This window comes from Geminisphaera colitermitum TAV2 (assembly GCF_000171235.2).
GTDB classification, from domain to species: domain Bacteria; phylum Verrucomicrobiota; class Verrucomicrobiia; order Opitutales; family Opitutaceae; genus Geminisphaera; species Geminisphaera colitermitum.
Window position 1 is genome coordinate 1 of record NZ_ABEA03000153.1, and the last position, 21,936, is coordinate 21,936.

Below are 21,936 nucleotides of genomic sequence, written 5' to 3' on the forward strand. Positions count from 1 at the left end.
CCCCCCCCCCCCCCCCGGCTCCCTCATTCTTAATTTACGATTCTTGATTCCAACATGATCAGACCCGTTCTCACCCTCCTAACCTGCGCCTTCCCGCTCGCCCTCGCCAGTGCTCTTGCCGGTGACGCGCCCTTCCTAGCCACGCTTGATCATGCCACGCTTCTCCGCGACAGCGAAGCGTTCCGGGCCGGTGACACCTCCGCTCGCGCGTCCCACGCCAGCCTCCTCCGCAAGGCCGACGAAGCACTGACGCAGCCCGCGCTCTCCGTCATGGACAAGCACGCGGTGCCCGCCTCCGGCGACAAACACGATTTCTACGCCATCGGCAAATACGCCTGGCCCAACCCGAAAACACCCGACGGCATGCCCTGGTTCCGCCGCGACGGCCCAGAAAACCCCGCAGCCAAAGGCGACGATTACGACAAAGTGCGTTACAACCTCACCGTGGAGCGCATCAACACCCTCGCCGACGCCTGGCACCTCACGCGCGAGGAAAAATACGCCACCAAAGCCGCCGACCTGCTTCGAGCATGGTTCATCGCCCCGGCCACGCGGATGAATCCAAATTTCAAATACGCGTCCGCGCTTCCCGGCGTCCACGACGGCATGCCCATCGGCATCATCGAAGGCGTGGTGCTCGTGCGCATGGTCGATTACGTCAACCTCCTCGCCCTCTCCCCAAGCTGGACCCCGGCGGACAACGACGCCCTGCGCGCTTGGTTTCGTGATTACACCACTTGGTTGCTGGAAAGCGATTTCGGCAAACGAGAGTCGGCTGAAGCCTCCAACCACGGCGTCTGGTATGCCGCGCAGGTGGCGAGATTCTCCATTTATACCGGTGACCGCGACCGCGCGAAACTCGCGTTCACCCTCGCCCGCCGCGCAATCGCCAACCAGATCGCGCCTGACGGAGGTCTCCCGCGCGAAATGAAGCGCGTTCGTTCCCTCATGTACACCACCTATGCCCTGCGAGCCTTCGTCACGGTTGCCCGCTGCGGCGATTACCTCGGTGAAGACCTCTGGCGTTACCAAGCCGCCAACGGTCGTCGGCTCGAAAACTTGTTCGATTATCTTTCCCCATTTTTCCGGGAGGAGAAAAACTGGCCCGGTCACACCACTCCCGACCGCAAGACCGCACGCTCCATGCTTTCCCTCTTCCGCCAGGCCGCCGAAATCTACCAGACACCCGGCCTGACGAAGACCGTGGCCTTTCTGGAAAAACTCAATCCCGCATCCCCCGCAACCACGACCACCGCGAACGCCCCCGTCATCCTCATTCGTTCCGGCTGGCAGACCGTCAATATCGGAGATATCGCCCACACGCCCGGCATTCTCACGCTCCTGCAAACCCACATCCCCGACGCCCGCCTCATCCTCTGGCCCGCCGACATCCGCGGCGAAGTCGAACCCCTCCTCCGCCGCCAGTTTCCCAACGTCGAAATCGTCCAGAGCGACTTCGATGCCGACGGACGCCCGTCCACGTCCGAAGTTCGCTCCGCCTTCGACCGCGCCAACCTCTTCCTTTGCAGTTCCGCCCCTGACAGCGCCGTTGCCACCAAAGCCTTTGCCGCCTGGAGAACACACCACGCCGCCGACCTGAAAAACCACCCCTACGGCTTCTACGGCGTCACCGTGGACCGTGAAACCGCCTTCGCCAAATTCGTCGGCAAGAAACCCCTCTCCCCCCTCGAACGCGACATCCTCAACGAAGCCGCCTTCGTTTACACCCGCGAAACCGCCAGCCTCGATTACCTCCGTCGTGAAAAAATAACTACACCCATCCTCGGCTTTGCTCCCGACGCCGTCTTCGGCGTCAACCAATACGACACCACCCGCGCCGCCGCCTGGCTCCGCGCCAACGCCCTCGAAAAAGACCGCTACATCTGCGTCATCGCCCGCACCCGCTTCGCCCCCTACTATAAAATTCGCAAGACAACCCCCACCGCCAACGACCTCGCCCGCGAAGCCTACAACGCGCAACACGTCGAAAACGACCTCGGCAAAATCCGCGACGCCATCACCCGCTTTGTTCAGGAAACCGGCCTGAAAGTCATCCTCTGCCCCGAAATGACCTTCGAGGTCGAAGTCGAAAAAACCGAAGTTTACGACAAACTCCCCGAAACCATCCGCCGCAACGTAGTCTGGAAAGACAGCTATTGGATGCCCGACGAAGCCGCCGCCGTTTACCGCGACGCCATTGCCCTGCTCAGCATGGAATGCCATTCGCCGATCATCGCCGCCGCCGCCGGCGTCCCCTCGCTCTACCTCCCCACCGCGACCGAAACCAACAAAGGCCAGATGTGGCCCGACATCGGACTAGGCGACTGGATGCTCAACCTCGACAATCCCGCCATCACCGGCGAAACCCTCGCCGCCGAACTCATCCGTATCCAAAAAGACCCGACAAGCGCCCGCGCCCGGACAGCCCGTGTGATGCAACAAGTCCGCGACATCCAGCGCGAAACCATGTCAACCATCGCCCGTCTCGCCACTAACTGACACGCCAATCACCACACCGGCGCGGCAGCGCCTGGGACCGCCGCGCCAATTTCGACCGATTTTTCACCCGATTACGTATCCAAATACCCATGTCACGCACGCCCGTCACGTTTCCTCCCGATTTCATCTGGGCCACCGCCACCGCCGCCACGCAGATCGAAGGCGCGGCCGATGCCGACGGCAAAGGCCCGTCAATCTGGGACCACTTCGCTGCCATCCCCGGAAAAATCCGCAACGGCGACTCCCCCGCCCGCACCTGCGACCACTATCACCGTTACCCGGAAGACATCGCCCTCATGCGCGAACTCGGCATCCGCCATTACCGGCTCTCCGTTTGCTGGCCCCGCATTTTCCCAAACGGTAGTGAGATCTCAACTACCCTCCCCCCCCCCTCCCCCAACCAGCCCGGACTCGATTTCTACAAACGCCTCATCGACCAACTCCACGCCAACGACATCACTCCGTGGGTCACGTTTTACCACTGGGATCTGCCGCAGGCTCTCGAAGACCGTCATGGCGGCTGGCGTTCGCGCAAGACCGTGGACGCCTTCGCCCACTACGCCGACACGCTCGTGCGCGCCCTCGGCGATCGCGTGCGGCACTGGTTCACAATTAACGAAATCTTCTCCTTCACGCGCAACGGATACGGCACCGGACGCAACGCGCCCGGCCTCCGCGAACCCGAGCAAATCGTCAATCAAACCTACCACCACGCGCTCCTCGCGCACGGCCACGCCGTTCGCGCCGTCCGCGAACACGGCGCGCCCGGCGCCCTCGTCGGCATGGCCGATAACCCCCGCATCCCCATCCCGCTCGATCCCTCCAGCGCCGCCGACATCGCCGCCGCGCGCGAGGTATTTGTCGTGGACAACATCCGCGTGCTCGAACCGCTTCATCGTAGTGCCTACACCGATACTTACCGGCGCATCATCGACCCCGCCGATCATCCGCACATCGCACCCGGCGACTTTGAACTAATTTCGTCGCCCACCGATTTTTTCGGCTTCAACGCCTACAGCGGTTACTTCGTCCGCGCCGGTCATGATGGGCACCCCGAACGTGTTCCCTTCTCCGCACCGTTCGCCAAGACCGACTGCGACTGGCATCACATCACGCCGCAATCGCTCTATTGGGGACCGCGTTTTTACCACGAGGTTTACGGCCCGCATCCCATCTATATCGCCGAGAACGGCTGCGGTTACATCAACGAGCACGTCATCGAAACTGGCGACGATTCACCAAACTCACGACGCGAAGTCCTTGATGTTCACCGCCAGGTTTTGCTCCGCGAAAATCTCCTCGAACTCCACCGTGCCATCGCCGACGGCGTGCCGGTGCGCGGTTATTTTCACTGGTCGTTTATGGATAACTTCGAGTGGACCGCGGGCAACGCGATCCGTTTCGGTCTCGTGCATGTTGACTACGCCACCCAGCGCCGCACCCCCAAGCTCAGTGCGCGCTGGTATGCCGGCGTGATGCGTGACAACGGCCTCGCTTAACCGGACGGGCTCCCTTTAGTCCTTGGCGACATGGATCGCCGCCTCCTCGTATTTTTTGTCCTGCTCGCTCCGGTCATGATCTGGTCATGGATCGCGCCCCATGATCGCTTCACCTGGTGGCTGGAAGCCGCGCCTGTCGTGATTGGCGGCGTGCTCGTGGCCGCCTTCCACAAAAAATTCCCGCTCACCACGCTGTTGCTCGTGTTGATCTGGCTGCATTGCGTGATTCTGCTCGTCGGCGCGCACTACACCTACGCTCGCGTGCCGCTCTTCGACTGCTTGCGCGATCTGACCGACGGAACGCGCAACAACTACGACAAACTCGGCCATTTCGTGCAGGGTTTTGTGCCTGCCATTCTGACGAGGGAAATTTTATTGCGCACCTCGCCTCTCGCCGATCGCGGTGACGGCCGTGCGAGCCGCTGGCTTGCGCCTCTGGTCACCAGCGTGTGTCTGGCGTTCAGTGCTCTTTACGAACTTGTGGAGTGGGCGGCGGCGGTGCTCACCGGCACGGCGGCCGAGGATTTCCTCGGCACCCAAGGCGACCCGTGGGACACGCAAAGCGACATGGCCTTTGCCCTGTTCGGCGCGATCATCGCGCTGCTGTTACTTTCACGGATACACAATCGTGCGCTGAGAAAAATTACGGTGACGTAAAATAGAGCAGTTTCATTTAAACTGTAGCCATTTGATACCTGGTAGGGAGGCCTTTGTGCCCTCGGCCGAGGGCACAAAGGCCTCCCTACCGTTAAGACAACGGCTACATCTCAACTTTAAATGCTCTATCAGCGACAGTCTGCCATAAGAACCAATGGTTCGGCTGTCAGGCAGGAGGCGGGATTTCCCGCCACGCTCGCAACGCCCGCAACGGTTCAGATTGGGCCGTTGCGACCGTCGCGCCGTTGCGGGAAATCCTGTCTTTATTCGCGAACATGTCAGACTGTCGCTGCGCTCGGTACGCATCCGTTCGCGGTTGCGCGGTTTTATCGGATGGTGCGGAGTTGGATGCTGTCCACCAGGCGCTCGTGCGAGAGGATGTCCGTCACGACGATCAACTTGTCGCCGGGCTTCACGCGCCCCTTGGTTGTGAGCAATGTGATGGCTTGGTCGATGGTCTCGTTGGGGTCGGCGGCGAGTTCCAGCATGAACGGCTCCACGCCGCGCACCAGGCGCAGGTTGCGCAGGGTCTCGGGCGAATTGGTCATGGCATAAATCGGCGCCCACGCCGGACGCATCGCGGCAAGGCCGGCGGCCATGTAACCGCGCCGCGTAAACGTGAGCAACGCCGCACCCTCAAGGTCGTGCGCAAGGTGCACGGCGGACTGGAGCAGGCGCATCTTGTCGCCTTCCAGCGTTTCGGGATCGAGCAACTCGAACGGTCCTTCGCTTTCGATGCGGCGCGCGATTTTGTCGAGGATTTGCACGCATTCCAACGGATAGCGTCCGATGGTCGTCTCGCCGGAAAGCATCACGCAGTCCGCCTTTTCGTAAACCGCATTGGCCACGTCGGTGATCTCGGCGCGCGTGGGCATGGGCGAGGCGATCATGGATTCGAGCATGTGCGTGGCGATGATGACGGGTTTGCCGTAGTCGAAACACATGCGCACGGCGCGGCGCTGGATGATCGGCAACTCCTCAAACGGGCATTCGATGCCGAGGTCGCCGCGCGCGACCATGAGCGCATCGGTCGTGCGCACGATTTCGTCGAGGTTGGCGATGGCGGACTGGTCTTCGATCTTGGCGATGATGCCGGCGCGCGACTTGTAGCGGTGGAGCACGTCGCGCAACAACTGGATGTCCGCCGCCTCGCGCACGAAGGAGAGCGCCACGAAGTCGATGCCTTCGATGAGGCCGACGGCGAGGTCGGTTTTGTCCTTTTCGGTAAGCGAGGGCAGGTTGACCTTCACGCCGGGGAGGTTGATGTGGCGGCGCGATTTGAGTTCGCCAGGGATGAGCACGCGACAGCGAATGCGGGTGTTTTGTTTTTCGAGGACTTCGAGGCGAATGAGGCCGTTGTCCACGAGCACGGTGTCGCCGACGCGGATGTCGTTGACGAGGTCCTTGTAATTGACGTCCACGGAACGGACTTCCTCGGAGCTGTCCTGCGCGGCCCCCGGGCGGATGGTGAAGTCGAAGATTTCACCGGCTTTGAGTTCGATGGGAGAGGAGACGTCGCCGGTGCGGATTTCCGGTCCTTTGATGTCCATCATGATGGCGATCTCGCGGCCAACCCGCTTGGAAACCTCGCGGATGCGGCGGATGATCATGCGGGTCCATTCGTGGTTGGCGTGGGCCATGTTGAGGCGGGCAACGTCGGCACCGGCGCGGATGAGCTTTTCGAGCATTTCCTCGGACTCGGTGGCGGGGCCGAGCGTGAAAACGATTTTGGTGCGTCGGATGGATGCGTCTGTCTGCTGGCTGAACATAATGTGTGAGTGGCAGGTTGTGGTAGAGAATCGTAAACGGACGCGCAAGGTGTGCGTCCATGGTCCCCGACGCCAGCGCAGACTGTGTGCCAACAGTCTTGCTGTCTTCCGCCTTGCGCTCGCGGCTCGCCTACCCCTTCGCGCCGCGAATCAAGACCATGTTCGCCAGGTCGTTTTTCTCGAATTCCTCCCAGTAACTGTCCTCCAGTTGTTTGAGGCGATCATCGGCATTGATGGGAGGTCCGCCCTTGCCCGAGGCGTGATGCCGGGCCTGCTCGGCGGAAAGATCGCGGTCCGAAAGGCGCGTCACGAGTTCGTGCCAGAAGGTGTCGTTGTCGTAGTCGCCCAGGATTTTTCGCAGGCGTTCGTCGTTGTGCAGTTTTTCCGAGGGGGCCAGACGTCCGTCGCTGCCCACGGTCACCAAGTCCGAACAGCCAAATGTCGCCGCCAGATCGAGCAGTTTTTGTTCGATCTCCGCGTAACGTCGCAACGCAGCCGTCTCCTGGCCGTCACGCGCCACCGTGGTTTGCATGCCCAGCCAGACAAGCTCCAGCAAACGCGAATATTCCTTGGTCGAGAACGAAACCTTCATGGCGGGAATAAGGGATGGGCTTCCGGCAGACAGGCGAGGGAATTTTTTCCGGGGGGGGGGAGGGGGGGGGAGGGGGTTATGATTCTGGCTGCGAATCCAGTCCCGCGCCTTCGTCGAGGCCAAGGTGCAGGTTCATGCACTGCACGGCCGCGCCCGAGGCACCTTTGCCTAGATTGTCGAGCCGAGCGATAATCACCGCCTGACTTCCGTCCGCGTTGCCGAAGACGGCGAGGTCGCAGCGGTTGGTGTCATTGCATGCCTGCACGTCAAAAAAACCTTCATCGAGCGCAGCGGTCCTCCCCCCCCCCCCCCCTGCAGCCGCAACCGCTCCGCTGGCGTCGCCCAAGGGCAGCACGCGAATGAAGCGTTCACCCGCGTAAGCCTCCGTCAGCGCGGCGTGCAGCGCGGCGGCGGTCGGTCTGCCCGGCAGGCTGGCGAGCGGGAGCGGCACCGTCACGGCCAGGCCTTTGTAAAACGCCGCGACCACCGGGTTGAAAATCGGCGCCGAAACGAGGCCCGCATGAACCCGCATTTCGGGCAAATGTTTGTGCGCAAGCCCGAGCGCATAGGGCCGCGGACTGGCGAACTTGGCGGGCGCGGGTTGTTGCTCGTAGTCGGCGATCATTTTTTTCCCGCCGCCGCTGTAGCCCGTGATTGAAAATGCCGACAGCGCGAAGTCCGCCGGCACCAAACCGCGCGCCACCAGGGGACGGACGGCCAGCAGGAACGCCGTCGCGTGGCATCCGGGGTTGGCAATGCGCTTGGAGGGACGCGGGGTGCTGATCGCGTCGCGGTAGGCCGGGCCAAGTTCGGGCAAACCATACGCCCAGGCAGGGTTCACGCGATGCGCCGTTGAGGCGTCGATCACGCAGGTGCGCGGATTGGTGACAAGCGCCGCCGACTCTTTCGCAGCTGCGTCAGGCAGGCACAGGAACGCCACATCCGCCGCATTGAGGCAGGCGGCGCGGGCGGCCGAGTCTTTGCGTTTGTCGGGATCAATCGCAATGACCTCGACATCGGCGCGAGCCGCAAGGCGCTCGAAGATTTGGAGACCTGTGGTCCCCTCCTGTCCATCAACGAAGACTTTGGTTTTCATGTGTGCAGTGGTTGTTGCAGCAACGAAGGCCGAACCTCACGCACGCGCACGGCCTCGGCAAACATTTCTCCTCCGCAGTCTCAAATATCCTAACGCCACGTCCCATGAATGATATGGTTGACGCCGTCATATTGCACCATTGAATCCATTCACGCATCATACACTTAAGTAAATCCTACCCGTAGCCAATTACCTGTTCCGTTCCGAAGTCCGCCCTTTCAACAACGGCAACACCTCCACGATTGGTAACTCCACCTTTGAAGTCGGTTACGATCTCCTGATGTCTCCCGCCACCACGCCCGGCTACAATAGCGGCTCCGGTATCGAACAAAACACTGGCAACATCACCCGCCCCAATGCCGCGCAACTCATCGCCACCGAAGTCGTTGACTTCGGCGTCCGCCTCTACGAACGCGCCCCTGGAGGCACCCTGCGTGAAGTTTTCCCCTGCCGACGCGATGTCAACGGCACGCCCGAAGCCGGACAATCAACCAAAACGCCCCCTTTCAGCTACGCCGCCAGCACCCGCGCTCCCGGAGCCCATCCGCATGGCGGCCTCGCCCTGCTCCTTGGAAACATCGATTGTGGTTATCCTTGCCGTGGCGGAAATTTTCATCCGCATCCTCACCCCGCAAGGTTTCACCATGATCCAGACCTACGAGGAAGAAGATGCCGGCCGATTCCCCGGTCAGACATGGTGGAGCATTGTTGAGCAACACTCGCAGGTTTTTACCCGGCGCGTAGTGCTCCTTGCCGATCCGCTTTGAGCCGCTCCAGTTCCCACACCATAATCTCGTCAAAACGCGTGCTTGCATTTTTTACAAAAAAAATTGTAACAACTGCAAATGCCGCAAAGCCAGCCAATCACCGACGCATCTGCCGACGTTGCCCGTAAGGAATTTGACCGCGAGGTCATCTCCTTCTGGGTGCAAGTGGCCCTGCAACTCGGTTTCCCCCGTTCGGTCGGTGAAATTTACGGCCTCGTATTTCTCTCCGAACAACCGCTCAGCGCTGACGACATCGTGGAAAAACTCGGCCTCAGCCGCAGCGGAGCCGGCCAAGGACTCAAGGTTTTGCAAGACATCGGGGCGATCAAACCCGCCCATCAAATCGCCAGTCGCAAGGACCACTACCAACTCCAGACCGATCTTGGCATTCTGGTAAAACTCCTGCTCAACGCCCGCGTCCTCCCCCAACTCGAAGACCTTGGTCGCCGCCGCGCCACCCTCGCCGCCACCGTTGCCGAGTCCGGCCCCCCCCACCTCGCCCATCGCTTCGAAACCATCGACCGCTGGCGTAAAAAAGCCTCCCCCATCCTCTCCCTAGTCAAAGGCCTCGCAGAACATCAGACCACCCCATGAAATTACTCGTCACTGGCGGCTGCGGTTTTATCGGCAGCAATTTTATCCGGCAACGGCTCACCGAGGACGGTTCACCGCTGCGCAAGCTCGTCAACTTCGATGCCCTTACCTATGCAGGAAACCCGGCCAACCTGGCTGATCTAGCCAGCGATCCGCGGTACGTTTTCGTGCATGGCAACATCGGCGATGACACGCTCGTGGCGCGACTGCTCGCTGAGCACGCTATTGATGCCATCATCAATTTTGCGGCCGAAAGCCATGTGGACCGCTCCATCGCCGCACCCCAACCCTTTATCGAAACGAATGTTGTCGGCACCTTGCACCTCCTCAATGCCACGCTTAAGCACTATGACGCATTACCTGCCGACCGACGCTCCACCTTCCGCTTCCTGCATGTCTCGACCGATGAAGTTTACGGAAGCTTAGGCCCCCAAGACCCTCCCTTTGCCGAACAAACTCCCTACGCACCCAACTCACCCTACTCCGCCAGCAAAGCCGCCAGTGATCACTTGGTAAGGGCTTATCACCGCACCTACGACCTACCAGTCCTTACAGTCAATTGTTCCAACAATTACGGCCCCTACCAACACTCGGAAAAACTCATACCCCGAACCATTATCAACGCACTCCAAGGAAAACCGATCACACTTTATGGTGATGGACTGCAAATACGTGACTGGATACATGTCGAAGACAACACGACCGCAATCTGGCTCGTTTTACAAAAAGGCCACATTGGAGAGACCTATAATATTGGAGGTTCGAATGAACAAACCAATATTGATATGGCAAAGAGCATCTGTTCAATTCTGGATCGCATGGCTCCAAGAGCCGACAGGGCATCTTACGCACAACAAATCACTCACGTAACTGACCGTCCCGGACATGACCGCCGCTACGCCATCAATTGCGAGAAAATCCGAAGTGGACTTAGATGGATACCCAAAAAAAACTTCACCACTACACTTGAACAAACAGCTAGCTGGTATCTGGGCAAACTCGCCAAAACTTTTCCTCGAAAAACAATATAATGAAGCAAAGTGACATTCAACATCGCTGGCACACTTTGGAACGCTTTAGGGACATCGTTCTATATCGCACCATCGCGGGTATCAAATCCGAAGCCCGCCAGCGCTATTTAAGCTATCTATGGTTCCTATTGGAGCCCTTGTTAAGCACCGCTGTTTTCTATATAGCCTATTCTCAAATCACCGGGAAAAGAGGTTCTGACACTATTATTAGCATACTCATCGGAATGATCCTCTGGCAATGGTTTGAAAGTTCCGTCATGATCGGCTCCGGAGCAATCAAAGCCAAATTCCACGTCCTCAACCAATTTAACCTGCCCAAATATCTATTCCCGCTTGTCTCCACATTGGTCAGCACATGGAAATTTTTATGCGTTTCCGTGATTATCTGGATACTGGCGACAGCCTTCGGACATCCACCCAATCTCAATTGGACATATCTTCCGCTCCTTTTTTTTACACAATTATCCTTCATTATTGCTCTCACATTTCCCATCTCCATCGCCGTCACGCTCTGGAATGATTTCCAAACCATATTAAGCTCTGTCTTCCGCATGTTATTTTTTCTCTCAGGCATATTTTACGACCCCAACAAAATCCCAGCCGATTTGCAGAAATGGTTTTATATGAATCCGATGGCGGTTTTTATCGAGTCAGGACGTGCGGTCATCCTGCGCAATACCCCCCCCCCCCTCTCACTACTCATCCCGCCCGCCATTGCGACGCTTGTTCTGCTGGCAATCGCCTGGTCCCTGCATCGCCGTTATGACAAACGCATCCTGAAACTCACCAATGTCTGACGAACCTATTATCACCCTGCGCAATGCTGGCGTCTGCTACCGCCCGCTGAGAACCCTCTTCTCCAAAACAAAGCGGGAAATATGGGCATTGCGTAACCTCAACCTCGACATCCGAGAGGGCGAAAAACTCGGCATCATCGGACGCAACGGCAGCGGTAAAAGCACCCTCCTGCGCGTCCTCACCGGTATCTACAATCTGGACGAAGGCGAGATGACCCTGCGCAAACCCGATACCCAAATCCAACTGCTCTCACTCGGCGTAGGCTTCGAGGGCATCCTGACTGGACGTGAAAATGCCATCCTGAACGGCCTTCTCATGGGGAAAACTCGTAAATACATGAACCAGCGCCTCGACGCCATTCACGAGTTCTCCGGCCTCGGTGAGTTTTTTGATTACCCAGTCTATACTTATTCCTCGGGCATGAACGTCCGACTCGGATTTTCGGTCGCGATGGAGACAGACCCCGACATCTTTCTCATAGACGAAGTATTGGGCGTAGGAGACCAAGTCTTCGCTGAAAAATCCTCCACCGCTCTGAAAGAAAAATTCAAAGGAGACAGGACGGTTGTTCTTATCACGCATTCTGCCATCACCACCCAACAACTTTGTTCGAGAGTCGTCTGGCTCGAAAAAGGCACTATTCTCGCCGAAGGAAAACCAGATGAAGTGATGGATTTTTACAAAAAGAATGTCCATAAATATACGTTCTAACAAAACCATTCCCTTGATTTTGAAACCAGAAGATTCCATTTTATGTTCCGTGATTGTCCCTGTTTACAATGTGGCAGGCGAAATAAAGCGTTGTCTGGATTCTTTGCTCGGGCAAACATTACGAGAAATCGAAATCCTTTGCATTGATGATAAATCGACAGACAACTCCTTGGAAATTCTTCGCGACTACGAAAAGAAAGATTCTCGCATAAAGATTATTGCGCTTGAAAAGAATTGCGGTGTCTCTGTCGCCCGCAATCAAGGACTGGCGATTGCCTCCGGCGAATACATCGGATTTGTTGATCCCGATGATTTTGTTGACCCCGACTTCTACGAAAAACTCTATTCTTGTGCCGCTGAAACAAAATCTGACATTGTGAAAGGTGAAGCGGTCGTAGAAGATTATGATGGACGCACACGCGCGTTTGGCCCCAAACACAACGAAATAGCGAAAAATAAACTAATTTTCCACTCCGCTTTTTGGAGCGCGATTTATAGGTGGGAGTTTTTGAAAAAAAATAAAATTGATTTTCCTATCGGAATCATTGTCAACCAAGACATCGTCTTTTTAGTTAAATGCTCCGCATTGGCAAACAGAATAGATCTTGTCTCTGAAACAAAATACCATTACATTCGGCGAGAGGGCTCGCTCGATTCAGAAATATATGGAAAAGAGAAACTGGCCAACTTTATCCACGGCATAAATCTGATTATAGACTTTATAGACGAACACATAACAAACCCGGACGAATATCTGCTATTATTCGCAGTGCAATTTCGTCACCCTTTGTTCTCCCTGTTTAACCGTAGCAATTCTTTTGAAGGGAAAATACTATTAACGCATGAGGCAATCAAACTTTATAACAGATGCAAATTTAAAGAAAAATTCAACAAACAATTTGACGACGGATTGGTGCAACTGCTGTCAGATGAAAACGAGGTTGGGCTATTTATGCGGTTTAATCAGCGCAATCATATCTGCTATCATTTTAAGATGTTCAATTTCATTCCACTCTTCAAAGTGAATAAATGGCGAAACTCTGTTTTTATGTATTTGTTTGGTTTCATCCCGCTTTTGAAAATCAAAAGAAGAGACGATGGAGTTTACTATTTATTGTTTTGTTTTCTACCCGTCGTCAGACAATCTTCCCAAAGATTGAAAAAATAGAAAAATTACGCCCCTCCTCCACGCACACATATCCGCACGCTTTTTTAAAACAACAAAACAGAAGAGAACAAAATGGAAACAGACCTGATTTCGATAATCATCCCCGCCTACAACGCGGACAAATACATCGCACGCTGCCTCGACGCACTCCTTGCGCAAACTTATGGGAACTGGGAGGCAATGGTCGTTGACAACAACTCTGCCGACACCACCGCCGGAATCATCAAAAATTACGCCCAAAAAGACCCGCGCATAAAATACTTTTTACAACCAATAAAAGGCCCCGCCGCTGCCCGCAACATGGGTCTGGACAACGCACAAGGCGAATTCATCATGTTCTGCGACTCCGACGACTGGTATGAGCCAGACATGTGTGCGGAAATGCACAAGGCAATCACAAGCCGAATGGTTGATTTGGTGATGTGTGATTGCAAACATATAATGAGCGGCGGCATTGACAAAAGAAGATGGAAACACTCAACGTTAAAATATCATCGTTTGAGATGGATTGGCCGTTTCTTTCTGGATGCGAAGCTTCGGGATGAAATAAATATTCTTCTCTGGAACAAGATTCTCAGAAAAAATATTATAGACAGATTCGGCATCACTTTCCCAACCGGATATGAGCATGACGACACCGCGTTTATGACTCAGTACCTGATTAGCGCCGGAACCTACTACGGATTGGATAGAATACTATATAATTATGTATTCACAGAGAACTCCATCATGGATAAAATGTATAAACAGCGAAAAAACAATAAAAAATACGACTGTTTTTATGCGATGGAGTGTGTCATGGATTTTGTGATCAGAAATGATCTTTTCGACTATGAACACAGGGATATAATAATAAGGAAAATGTGTGTTGCCTTGGCATTTGTCATATCACAATCCTACAGCGATGATGAAATAATCAGGGCGTTTGATCTATTTTCCACATTACTTAATAAAGTTGGAAGAGATTACTTTGAACAATCACCATTATTGAGGGCTGTTTCACACAGGGATTATAATAACGCAATGCTGCAAGCAAAACGCATTGAGCGCTTTTCAATATTATGGGGGACCTGGTTATTCGGAGGAACTTGTAATCATATTGGCCTCATGGGTATCCCCCTAATCATGAAAACATATAGCGCCTCCGGACTAAAATATTCTTTTCTTGGAATAACACTCAAAACCATTAATTTTCAAGACAGAACCTCTCCATTGGAATATAATGCGCACGGTTTTTATAAGAAAAACAAAATCGACATTCATCCTGCATTCGCAGGAAATTGTATTAATATTGCATTCAACTGCGATGACAAATTTGTGCCATACCTTTGTGTTGCAATAAAGTCTATAGTAGCAACTGCTAGCACTGAGAATAACTACGATATTTTGATTCTGACCGAGGGACTGTCACCAGCCAATCTGAAATGGATTGATGGAATCAAACATGCAAAAAATGTGTCCTTACGCGTTGTGAATGTGAGAGATTATTTGCAAGACAAAGATATTTCTAGTTTTTTCATGCGGAGTATGGTCTCACGAATAGCATATGTCCGATTGTATTTAGGGGAATTACTGGAAAAGTATGCAAAAGTATTATATTTAGATTGTGATTTGATCGCACAATCGGATGTCGCCGAGTTATTCAACATGAATCTGGATGGCAATGTGTGCGCCGCAGTTCCGGATTTGGCAATATCAACGGAAACCATTAAAAATGTTGCGGCTTATAGAGACATTGATGTTTATCTGCGTGATGTTTTAGGCGTGACGGACATCAGCCAGTATTTCAACTCTGGAGTGATGGTGTTTGACTTGGAAAAAATCAGAACAGATAATCTACAGCAAACATTCATTGCGGCGGCAGCGAAAAATACAAAATTTTTCATGGACCAAAACGTGTTAAATTCAGCTTTGTACGGCAAGGTTTTGCTGCTGGGCTTTGAATGGAACAAACGAGTCTCTCTTGCGATGGCAAACAGGGACACCACGACGGAATCCAAGATATTACACTTCGCTGCTGAGCCAAAACCACTACAAAAAATACATATGCCCGAGCATTATAACTGGTGGGAATATGCGCGGCAGTTACCATTTTACGAAGAATTACTGAGCCGAGTGATTAAACCATCATCAACAAATTTTTCTTCTACTTCTCAAAAATTACCTTCGTTGAACAAATTCATCTATAGGAAATACATTAAACCAATCACAGCGTTGAATAATTTATTGAAATTTCTGAAGATTGTCGACTAACACTAAATAATCAACAATCAATTACTAAAAATGAATTTAAAAAAACACTGGCAAATATTTATTCACAACAGGCGCGTCCGCACAATGTATAAAAATGACAAGGACATGGCCAACAAGGACAATTATCTGATATATGAAATAACAGGTGGTTATTGTGATCAAGTTCGCATCTACAATTTTTTGCTTGCTAGATTCCGCAGAAATCCATTCAAATATTTAGTCCTAATTGATTTGAGAGATTATTTCCCACCCGATTTCCATTCCGGGAAAATACACACGGCAGCGGAAATGAGGGAATTAATAGATATAATAGCAAAACGCGCCGACACGACACCAGAAACGCCCTCGCGCATCTGCTGGTTGCCATTCACAAATATTCCCTTCGACGACGGAAAAAAGTTTCCAATAACAAGATTCACGCTGCTGCCAAACAATATTTATGAAACATACAAGTCAAACAAGAAATACATATCCTGTAATTGTAAAGAATCGTCCTTTCCAATCAATGAACACTGCGGACTGTTAATGGGGATCCCGCCAAGGCCGCTCCTCCCAATTGCCAATGATATAAAGTCTCTCTTGCAACCAAGTTCGTTAATCGGGAGAAAAGCAAGCCAAGAGGCGGATAAAATTCGCGCACTACCGCATACGATTTGCGTGCATATCCGACATGGAGATTACATAGCGTATCACCTCGGCGGCGGACGAAACAAAACGGTAAGGCGTGATTATTATTTACGAGCAATCCGCAAAATCTGTACGCAAAACGAATGGAACAAGTGCGACGTATTTTTATTTAGCGACGATCTCCCGTATATAAAATCATTGCAATTCAATGACGACGCAATCACGACACACTACAACGAGTCAGTTGATTTGAACAACATGTTTAACGATTTACATCGGATGAGCGCATGTAAAGCATTTGTCAGGTCTGTTGGTTACTTTTGCTGGCTGGCCTCACAGATATGCGCTTTCCCTGATCCCTTGCTTATATCTCCGGAAGAATCTGATTATATCGACGTGAACGATGAGCCGAATGTGACACAATACTCTCTTAACAGGTTCAGTGTTCATTCTCCAAAATCTCCCAAGTAGAGTAATGTCACCAAATATTCCGTCCAAATCGGTCACTAGGGATTGATATTCTCATTCATTCCCCATTGGTTTCGAAACCACTCTGCATCTTCCGCCATACGCGGCCGGTCTGCCAGCCCTGCGTAGTGCACCACCAATGCTCCGCTCACCCTTCCGCCTAGTCTGATTCCGTGATTGCGCCAGCTGTCCGGCTCGATCGGGGCAAAGTTATATTCTCTCCCTAAATACCTCACCTGCACCCCATCTTTTCGGGCATTGTAATTGATCCCCGTCTGTTCCCTCCAGCGACCCTTTGGCGGCCAGCGCCGCTCCGGATCGAACACCGCCCGGCAGGTCCGCGACGCGACCATCACTCCGGTATTAAAATACGGCTCCGCCACCCGTTCCGCAGGCAACATACCCAGAGCCCATTGCGCCCGATCCAGATCGTCGCGCCGCTTCCATGTCTCCCCTCCCCCGTCCGCCTGCTCGTCGCTCACGGCTCCCAGGCAATCGTCCGGCACCAGGTCCAGCAGGTTCGGGCACTCCGGATGAATCAGGATGTCCGCATCGAAAAAAATCACCCGGTCGTACTCCCCGAGCAACCGGTGCAGTTGCAGTTTTTCGAACTGGGCCCGCTTGCGTTTCGGGGTGAACCATCCGCCCTTCCGCACCCGCCATTCGTCGATCACGACAAAATCCAGCCCATGCCTTCTCGCATACGCCCGAAAAATCGGATGCGACCATCGCACCTCCGGCACCTCCCCCACGGCCAATGTCACTAATGCTGCTCTCATCTTAGGCATACTTGAAAACTAGTTTGCTCATTGGTCGTCCATTGGTTGCTCATTATTTTTCGGAAACTGCAACAAGCCAGAGCATCAGCGGCGAGCCCGAAACTTACCGAGGAGGTCCTAAAAATTCTTTTCCCAATCCAACAGACCAACCGCGAATGAACGCGAATAGACGCGAATAAAACCAATGAATCCGCTGTCTGTATCTTTATTCGCATCCATTTGCGAATATTCGCGGTTAAAAAATGGATTTGTAGAATCTCCAGCTGATCAACAAACGGCCAACTCCAAAAACTCACGGCCAAGTTGGCCGTGCTACGGTTCCCCCCCCCGTGTGTAATTGAAAGTTGTGTAAAATCAGCGAATGCGCCTCTGGGAACGCTAGGCCCCAACCCGGCAGACGACGCGCAGCGTCGCCCTCTCACTCGGATGCCTTCAACACGATGCCGGACTGGGGCCCGGCGCTCCCAGATAATCATACCACTTTCAATTACTCCCCCCCCCTCCCGCCTTGCTCCCAGACGAACACCACTCCACACTCCATCCCTTTTCGACTTTCGACTACCGGCCATCCACATGCTGCGCACCCTTGGCAATCACACACTCTTGACCATTCAAGAACTCGGCGACCTCGCCCAGTTCACAGGCAAGGCGTTCACCTCGGCCATCGGCTCGCGCAAACTCAGCCGACGCATCTTCCGCGCCATCTACGAACAAGGCATTCGCTGCGTCCCCGTCATCCTCATTGTCGGCCTCTTCACCGGCCTCGTCCTCGGACTCCAAGGCTACCACGTCCTCAACCGCTTCGGCGCCTCCGGAATGCTCGGCACCCTTGTCTCGCTCACCCTCGTGCGCGAACTCGGCCCCGTCCTCACTGCCCTCATGCTCGTCGGCCAGGCTGGCTCCGCCCTCGCCGCCGAACTCGGCATCCAACGCAACAGCGAACAAATTGACGCCCTCGAAACCATGGGGGCCGACGCCCACGCCTACCTCATCTCCCCACGCCTCATCGCCGCCCTCATTGTTTACCCCATACACACCGCCTTCTTCTGTCTCATCGGCATGTTTGGCGGCTACCTCTCCGGCTCCGTCGTCCTGCCGCTCGAACCCGGAGTTTATTGGTCCTCGATTGACGCCGCCGTGCAAGGGGGCGACGTCCGCGAATGCTTTCTCAAAGCCGCCATCTTCGGACTCCTCACCATCGCCATCTGCGCGCACAACGGCTTCAATGCCCACCGCCGTCGCAGCGTCACCGGAGCGCGCGCCGTTGGAGCCTCCACCACCCGCGCCGTTGTCATCTCGTGCATCACCGTTCTCGCCGCCGACTACGTGATCACCTCCTTCCTCGTCTGACGTCAAACGACCCATCCCTTTGCACAAGGCCGAATAACTGACTAACAATCAACATTTAACACTCAACGCTTAACACTTAACACTCAATGAAAGCATCGAAAGCAGTCTGTTTTCCCCAACAAATCCCATCAGCAGAATTCCCTCCAACGTTTAATGTTAAATGTTAAGCGTTTAATGTTAAACGTTCTCCGTCGCCACCCAACCCGCACGGAACCAATCAACCACGCCCCATGAGCACCATGACCGCCACTCCCGCCGCTCCTCCTCCCCCCCCCCCCCCCCCCGCCGCCTTTCTTGACGTCCGCCAACTACACAAAAGCTTCGATGCTGGCAAAAACGTCGTCCTCTCCGGAGCCAGCCTCACCGTCCCCCGCGGCAGCCTCGTGACCATCCTAGGCAAAAGCGGCACAGGCAAATCCGTCTTTCTCAAATGCCTTGCCGGCATCGTCCGCCCCGACCAAGGCGAAATCTGCTTTGAAGGCCGTCCCCTCAACGCAGACAACCCCGAAGCCCGTGCCGAATTTCGCCGCCGTTGCAGTTATCAATTTCAGAGCAACGCCCTCTTCGACTCCCTCACCGCCTACGAAAACGTCGCCCTCCCCCTCGAACAAACCACCCGCCTCCCCAACCGCGAAATCCGCGACCGCTGCCTGCACGCCCTCCGCCAACTCGAACTCGAAACCTCCGCCCACCACTTCCCCAGCCAACTCTCCGGCGGCATGCAAAAACGCCTCGCCCTCGCCCGCGCCATCGTTACCCGCCCCGAAATCGTCCTCTTCGACGAACCCACTGCCGGCCTCGATCCCCTGCGCCGCAACTCCGTTTTCGAGATGATCGCCAAGTACCGACGCCAATTTGGCTTCACCGCCGTCATCGTCACGCACGACATCCCCGAAGCTCTCGTTGCCAGCGACCGCGTGGCCCTCCTTGACGACGGCACCATGCGCTTCCAAGGCACACCCGCCGAATTTCTCGCCTCGACTGACGACGCCGTCCACGCCTTCCGCGACAGCGCCGACGCCCTCCGCCAGACCCTCGCCGCCCTGCCTCCCCCCCCCCCCGTCCCGGCCAGCACCGCTCACCACACGCCATGAAACAAACCAAACTCGAACTCATCGTCGGCGCCTTCGTCCTTGTCGGCATCGTGGCCATCGCCTGGCTCGCCATCAAAATCGGCTCCGGCACCCTCCTTGGCGGCGGCACCTACCTTCTCGAAGCCCGCTTCGCCAACTCCGGCGGCATCAACGCCGGCAGCAACATCATCGTCGCCGGCGTCTCAGTCGGCCGCGTTGAATCCGTGCGACTCGACTCCGACTACAACGCCATCGTCACCCTCCGCCTGCAAAAAACCCTCAAGCTCCCCACCGACACCATGGCCGCCATCAAGACCAGCGGCCTCATTGGCGACCGCTACATCGCCCTCGCGCCCGGAGCCGACGACACCCACCTCGCTCCCGGCGAGCGCATCACCGACACCGAATCCGCCGTCGATATCGAAGGACTCATCAGCCGCTTTGCCTTTGGCTCCGTGGACAAAAAAACGGATGAACCCGCCCCCGCCAAAACCAACAAACCCATTATCCATTGAACCAAAGAAAACGAAGATAACGAAAAAGAAAACGGGCGAAGACGGGGGGGGGGGGGGGAGGGGGCGGCGGATCAGAGCTTCGCGTATTGGATCTTCTTCGTTATCTTCGTTTCCTGGCTGTTCAAACCTGTAAGATTTTTCAGAAGTTCCTTAACCATTAAACCAGAATCACCACCTGCCATGAACCACCGCCGCTCCGCCCTCGTCCGCTTTCTCTCCCTCGCTGCCTTTGGTGTCACCTCCTTTGTCGCCGCCCTCCTTCCTGCCGCCCGTGCCGCCGGCGCATCCGATCCCCAGCAGATGATCCGCACCGCCGTGGATCAAGTTCTCGCCACCGCCTACGACACCGTCAGCACGCAGCCCCTTCACGAACGCCTCCGCCCCATCCTCGAACGCTACTTCGACTTCACTGGCGCCACCCGCCGCGCCATCGGTCCCGGCTGGCGCAACTTCACCCCCGAACAACAACAACGCGCCACCGAACTCCTCACCACCCTCATCATCCGCAGCTACTCCGACAAATTCGAACCCGGCGCCCGTCCCACCATCACCTACGCCTCCACCATTACCCTCGACAAAAAACGCCGCGAACTCCTCAGCTCCGTCACCTACGCCGGCAAACGCTACTCCGTCACCTACCGCGTCGAACTACTCTCCGAGGACAACTGGCGCGTTTACGACCTCATCATCGAAGGCGTCAGCATGGTTGGCAACTACCGCGCCCAACTCGATCCCCTCTACAAAAAAGGCGGTGCCGACGAAGTCATCCGCTCCCTTGAGAAAAGCCTGCAGCAGCCCGTAATCGCCGAATCAACATGAAATCACACCGCGCACATCCCCTCTCCGTCCGCCCCGCCCTCGCACTCGCGCTCCTCTTTACGACCCTCGCCCTGGCACCAACGGCCTCGCACGCGCAGAAAACCCCCGCCCGACCCGACCCCGAGATCGTCGAGGAGATGGACGAATACGCCACCCTCACCGTCTTCGATCCGCTGGAGCCGCTCAACCGGCTCACCTTCAAATTCAACGACGGCCTCTACGACTACGTCCTGCGCCCCATCTCCAAAGGCTACACCAAAGTCGTCCCCGAGCCCGTGCGCGGCGGCCTCTCCAATTTTTTTGAAAACATCAAATTCCCCATCCGCTTCGTGAACTCCGTCCTCCAGTTCAAGTTCAAGCGTGCGGGCCAGGAGACCGGCAAATTTTTCGTCAACACCATCGGAGGACTTGGCGGCTTCATCAAACTCTCCGACGAAGTCCCCTCGCTGGCCGACATCCCGCGTGAGGACACCGGGCAGACCATTGGCCGCTGGGGCATCGGAGCCGGCCCCTATCTTGTGCTCCCGATCCTCGGACCCGGCTCCCTGCGCGACACCGTCGGCCTCGTTGGTGACTATTACCTGAACCCCCTCGTCTGGAACGACACCAAAGACCTCCTCAACAACTGGGAGACCAGCCTTGCCATCGACACCCTCAACGTCGTCAACGAGACGCCCAACCTCCTGCGCACCTACGACGCTCCCCGGCAAAACGCCATCGACCCTTACCTCTCCGTTCGCAACGCCTACCTGCAATACCGCGAAGCCGAGGTGAAAAAGTGAACCCAAGGAGCGGCGGCGTCCCCGCCGCCGGACGACGCGAAGCGTCGCTCCCCTCCCCCCCCACACACACCACCGCCTTCACCTCATTT

General features: G+C 55.4%; 20 protein-coding genes. 16 read left to right on the forward strand and 4 right to left on the reverse strand.

Annotated elements, in window-relative coordinates; translation table 11 throughout:
• The first annotated feature begins 54 nt into the window (after positions 1-54).
• From OBACDRAFT_RS26860 to OBACDRAFT_RS17090, 3 genes are all read left to right on the forward strand, one after another.
• A complete protein-coding gene (locus OBACDRAFT_RS26860; RefSeq protein ID WP_081722152.1) occupies positions 55-2,499 on the forward strand; it encodes an alginate lyase family protein in 2,445 nt (814 codons plus the stop codon).
• An 89-nt stretch (positions 2,500-2,588) separates the two neighbouring features.
• Positions 2,589-3,998, forward strand: coding sequence for a glycoside hydrolase family 1 protein (locus OBACDRAFT_RS17085; protein WP_043587754.1), 1,410 nt, complete (start codon positions 2,589-2,591; stop codon positions 3,996-3,998).
• A gap of 30 nt (positions 3,999-4,028) precedes the next feature.
• Positions 4,029-4,655, forward strand: coding sequence for a DUF2238 domain-containing protein (locus tag OBACDRAFT_RS17090; protein WP_043587755.1), 627 nt, complete (start codon positions 4,029-4,031; stop codon positions 4,653-4,655).
• A 326-nt stretch (positions 4,656-4,981) separates the two neighbouring features.
• On the opposite strand, the gene pyk is transcribed toward OBACDRAFT_RS17090, so the two are convergent.
• From pyk to argC, 3 genes are all read right to left on the reverse strand, one after another.
• Positions 4,982-6,424 carry a pyruvate kinase gene (pyk, locus tag OBACDRAFT_RS17095; RefSeq protein WP_043587757.1) on the reverse strand — a complete coding sequence of 481 codons (1,443 nt, stop codon included), beginning with the start codon at positions 6,422-6,424 and terminating at the stop codon, positions 4,982-4,984.
• A 130-nt stretch (positions 6,425-6,554) separates the two neighbouring features.
• A complete protein-coding gene (locus OBACDRAFT_RS17100; RefSeq protein ID WP_043587758.1) occupies positions 6,555-7,016 on the reverse strand; it encodes a hypothetical protein in 462 nt (153 codons plus the stop codon).
• 76 nt (positions 7,017-7,092) lie between these two features.
• Positions 7,093-8,112 carry an N-acetyl-gamma-glutamyl-phosphate reductase gene (gene argC / locus OBACDRAFT_RS17105; protein ID WP_043587760.1) on the reverse strand — a complete coding sequence of 340 codons (1,020 nt, stop codon included), beginning with the start codon at positions 8,110-8,112 and terminating at the stop codon, positions 7,093-7,095.
• A 280-nt stretch (positions 8,113-8,392) separates the two neighbouring features.
• Here argC and OBACDRAFT_RS28440 point away from each other — a divergent pair, with 280 nt between their 5' ends.
• The 8 genes from OBACDRAFT_RS28440 (at position 8,393) to OBACDRAFT_RS26865 (ending at position 16,532) form a co-directional block, all read left to right on the forward strand.
• Positions 8,393-8,824: a hypothetical protein gene (locus tag OBACDRAFT_RS28440; protein ID WP_157837152.1), complete on the forward strand. Its 432-nt coding sequence runs from the start codon at positions 8,393-8,395 to the stop codon at positions 8,822-8,824.
• A 133-nt stretch (positions 8,825-8,957) separates the two neighbouring features.
• Positions 8,958-9,473: a GbsR/MarR family transcriptional regulator gene (locus OBACDRAFT_RS25675; protein WP_052362178.1), complete on the forward strand. Its 516-nt coding sequence runs from the start codon at positions 8,958-8,960 to the stop codon at positions 9,471-9,473.
• The gene (gene rfbB, locus OBACDRAFT_RS17125; RefSeq protein WP_081722153.1) at positions 9,470-10,504 is read left to right on the forward strand and encodes a dTDP-glucose 4,6-dehydratase; all 1,035 of its coding nucleotides are present in this window, start codon (positions 9,470-9,472) and stop codon (positions 10,502-10,504) included. Before OBACDRAFT_RS25675 ends, rfbB begins: the two co-directional genes overlap by 4 nt.
• A complete protein-coding gene (locus tag OBACDRAFT_RS17130) occupies positions 10,504-11,301 on the forward strand; it encodes an ABC transporter permease (RefSeq protein WP_081722154.1) in 798 nt (265 codons plus the stop codon). Before rfbB ends, OBACDRAFT_RS17130 begins: the two co-directional genes overlap by 1 nt.
• On the forward strand, positions 11,294-12,013 hold the full coding sequence (locus tag OBACDRAFT_RS17135; RefSeq protein ID WP_043587768.1) for an ABC transporter ATP-binding protein: 720 nt from the start codon (positions 11,294-11,296) through the stop codon (positions 12,011-12,013). The genes OBACDRAFT_RS17130 and OBACDRAFT_RS17135 overlap by 8 nt, the downstream gene beginning before the upstream one ends.
• A gap of 13 nt (positions 12,014-12,026) precedes the next feature.
• The gene (locus OBACDRAFT_RS25680) at positions 12,027-13,181 is read left to right on the forward strand and encodes a glycosyltransferase (RefSeq protein ID WP_157837153.1); all 1,155 of its coding nucleotides are present in this window, start codon (positions 12,027-12,029) and stop codon (positions 13,179-13,181) included.
• 72 nt (positions 13,182-13,253) lie between these two features.
• Positions 13,254-15,434 (forward strand): glycosyltransferase, encoded by a 2,181-nt coding sequence (locus OBACDRAFT_RS25685; RefSeq protein ID WP_052362180.1) that lies wholly within the window; start codon positions 13,254-13,256, stop codon positions 15,432-15,434.
• A gap of 30 nt (positions 15,435-15,464) precedes the next feature.
• Positions 15,465-16,532, forward strand: coding sequence for an alpha-1,2-fucosyltransferase (locus OBACDRAFT_RS26865; RefSeq protein WP_081722156.1), 1,068 nt, complete (start codon positions 15,465-15,467; stop codon positions 16,530-16,532).
• A gap of 35 nt (positions 16,533-16,567) precedes the next feature.
• Here OBACDRAFT_RS26865 and OBACDRAFT_RS17150 read toward each other — a convergent pair whose 3' ends face one another.
• Complete coding sequence (locus tag OBACDRAFT_RS17150) at positions 16,568-17,203, reverse strand: glycosyltransferase (RefSeq protein WP_232767320.1); 636 nt, start codon at positions 17,201-17,203, stop codon at positions 16,568-16,570.
• Positions 17,204-17,881: 678 nt separating this feature from the next.
• Between OBACDRAFT_RS17150 and OBACDRAFT_RS17155 the strand changes: the two genes are divergently transcribed.
• From OBACDRAFT_RS17155 to OBACDRAFT_RS17175, 5 genes are all read left to right on the forward strand, one after another.
• A complete protein-coding gene (locus OBACDRAFT_RS17155; RefSeq protein WP_043587770.1) occupies positions 17,882-18,658 on the forward strand; it encodes an MlaE family ABC transporter permease in 777 nt (258 codons plus the stop codon).
• Positions 18,659-18,888: 230 nt separating this feature from the next.
• Positions 18,889-19,752 (forward strand): ABC transporter ATP-binding protein, encoded by an 864-nt coding sequence (locus tag OBACDRAFT_RS17160; protein WP_081722157.1) that lies wholly within the window; start codon positions 18,889-18,891, stop codon positions 19,750-19,752.
• Positions 19,749-20,246, forward strand: a complete 498-nt coding sequence (gene mlaD / locus OBACDRAFT_RS17165; protein WP_052362181.1) for an outer membrane lipid asymmetry maintenance protein MlaD — start codon at positions 19,749-19,751, stop codon at positions 20,244-20,246. Before OBACDRAFT_RS17160 ends, mlaD begins: the two co-directional genes overlap by 4 nt.
• A 180-nt stretch (positions 20,247-20,426) precedes the next feature.
• Positions 20,427-21,065: an MlaC/ttg2D family ABC transporter substrate-binding protein gene (locus OBACDRAFT_RS17170; protein WP_052362182.1), complete on the forward strand. Its 639-nt coding sequence runs from the start codon at positions 20,427-20,429 to the stop codon at positions 21,063-21,065.
• Complete coding sequence (locus tag OBACDRAFT_RS17175) at positions 21,062-21,847, forward strand: MlaA family lipoprotein (protein WP_043587771.1); 786 nt, start codon at positions 21,062-21,064, stop codon at positions 21,845-21,847. The genes OBACDRAFT_RS17170 and OBACDRAFT_RS17175 overlap by 4 nt, the downstream gene beginning before the upstream one ends.
• Positions 21,848-21,936: the final 89 nt, after the last annotated feature.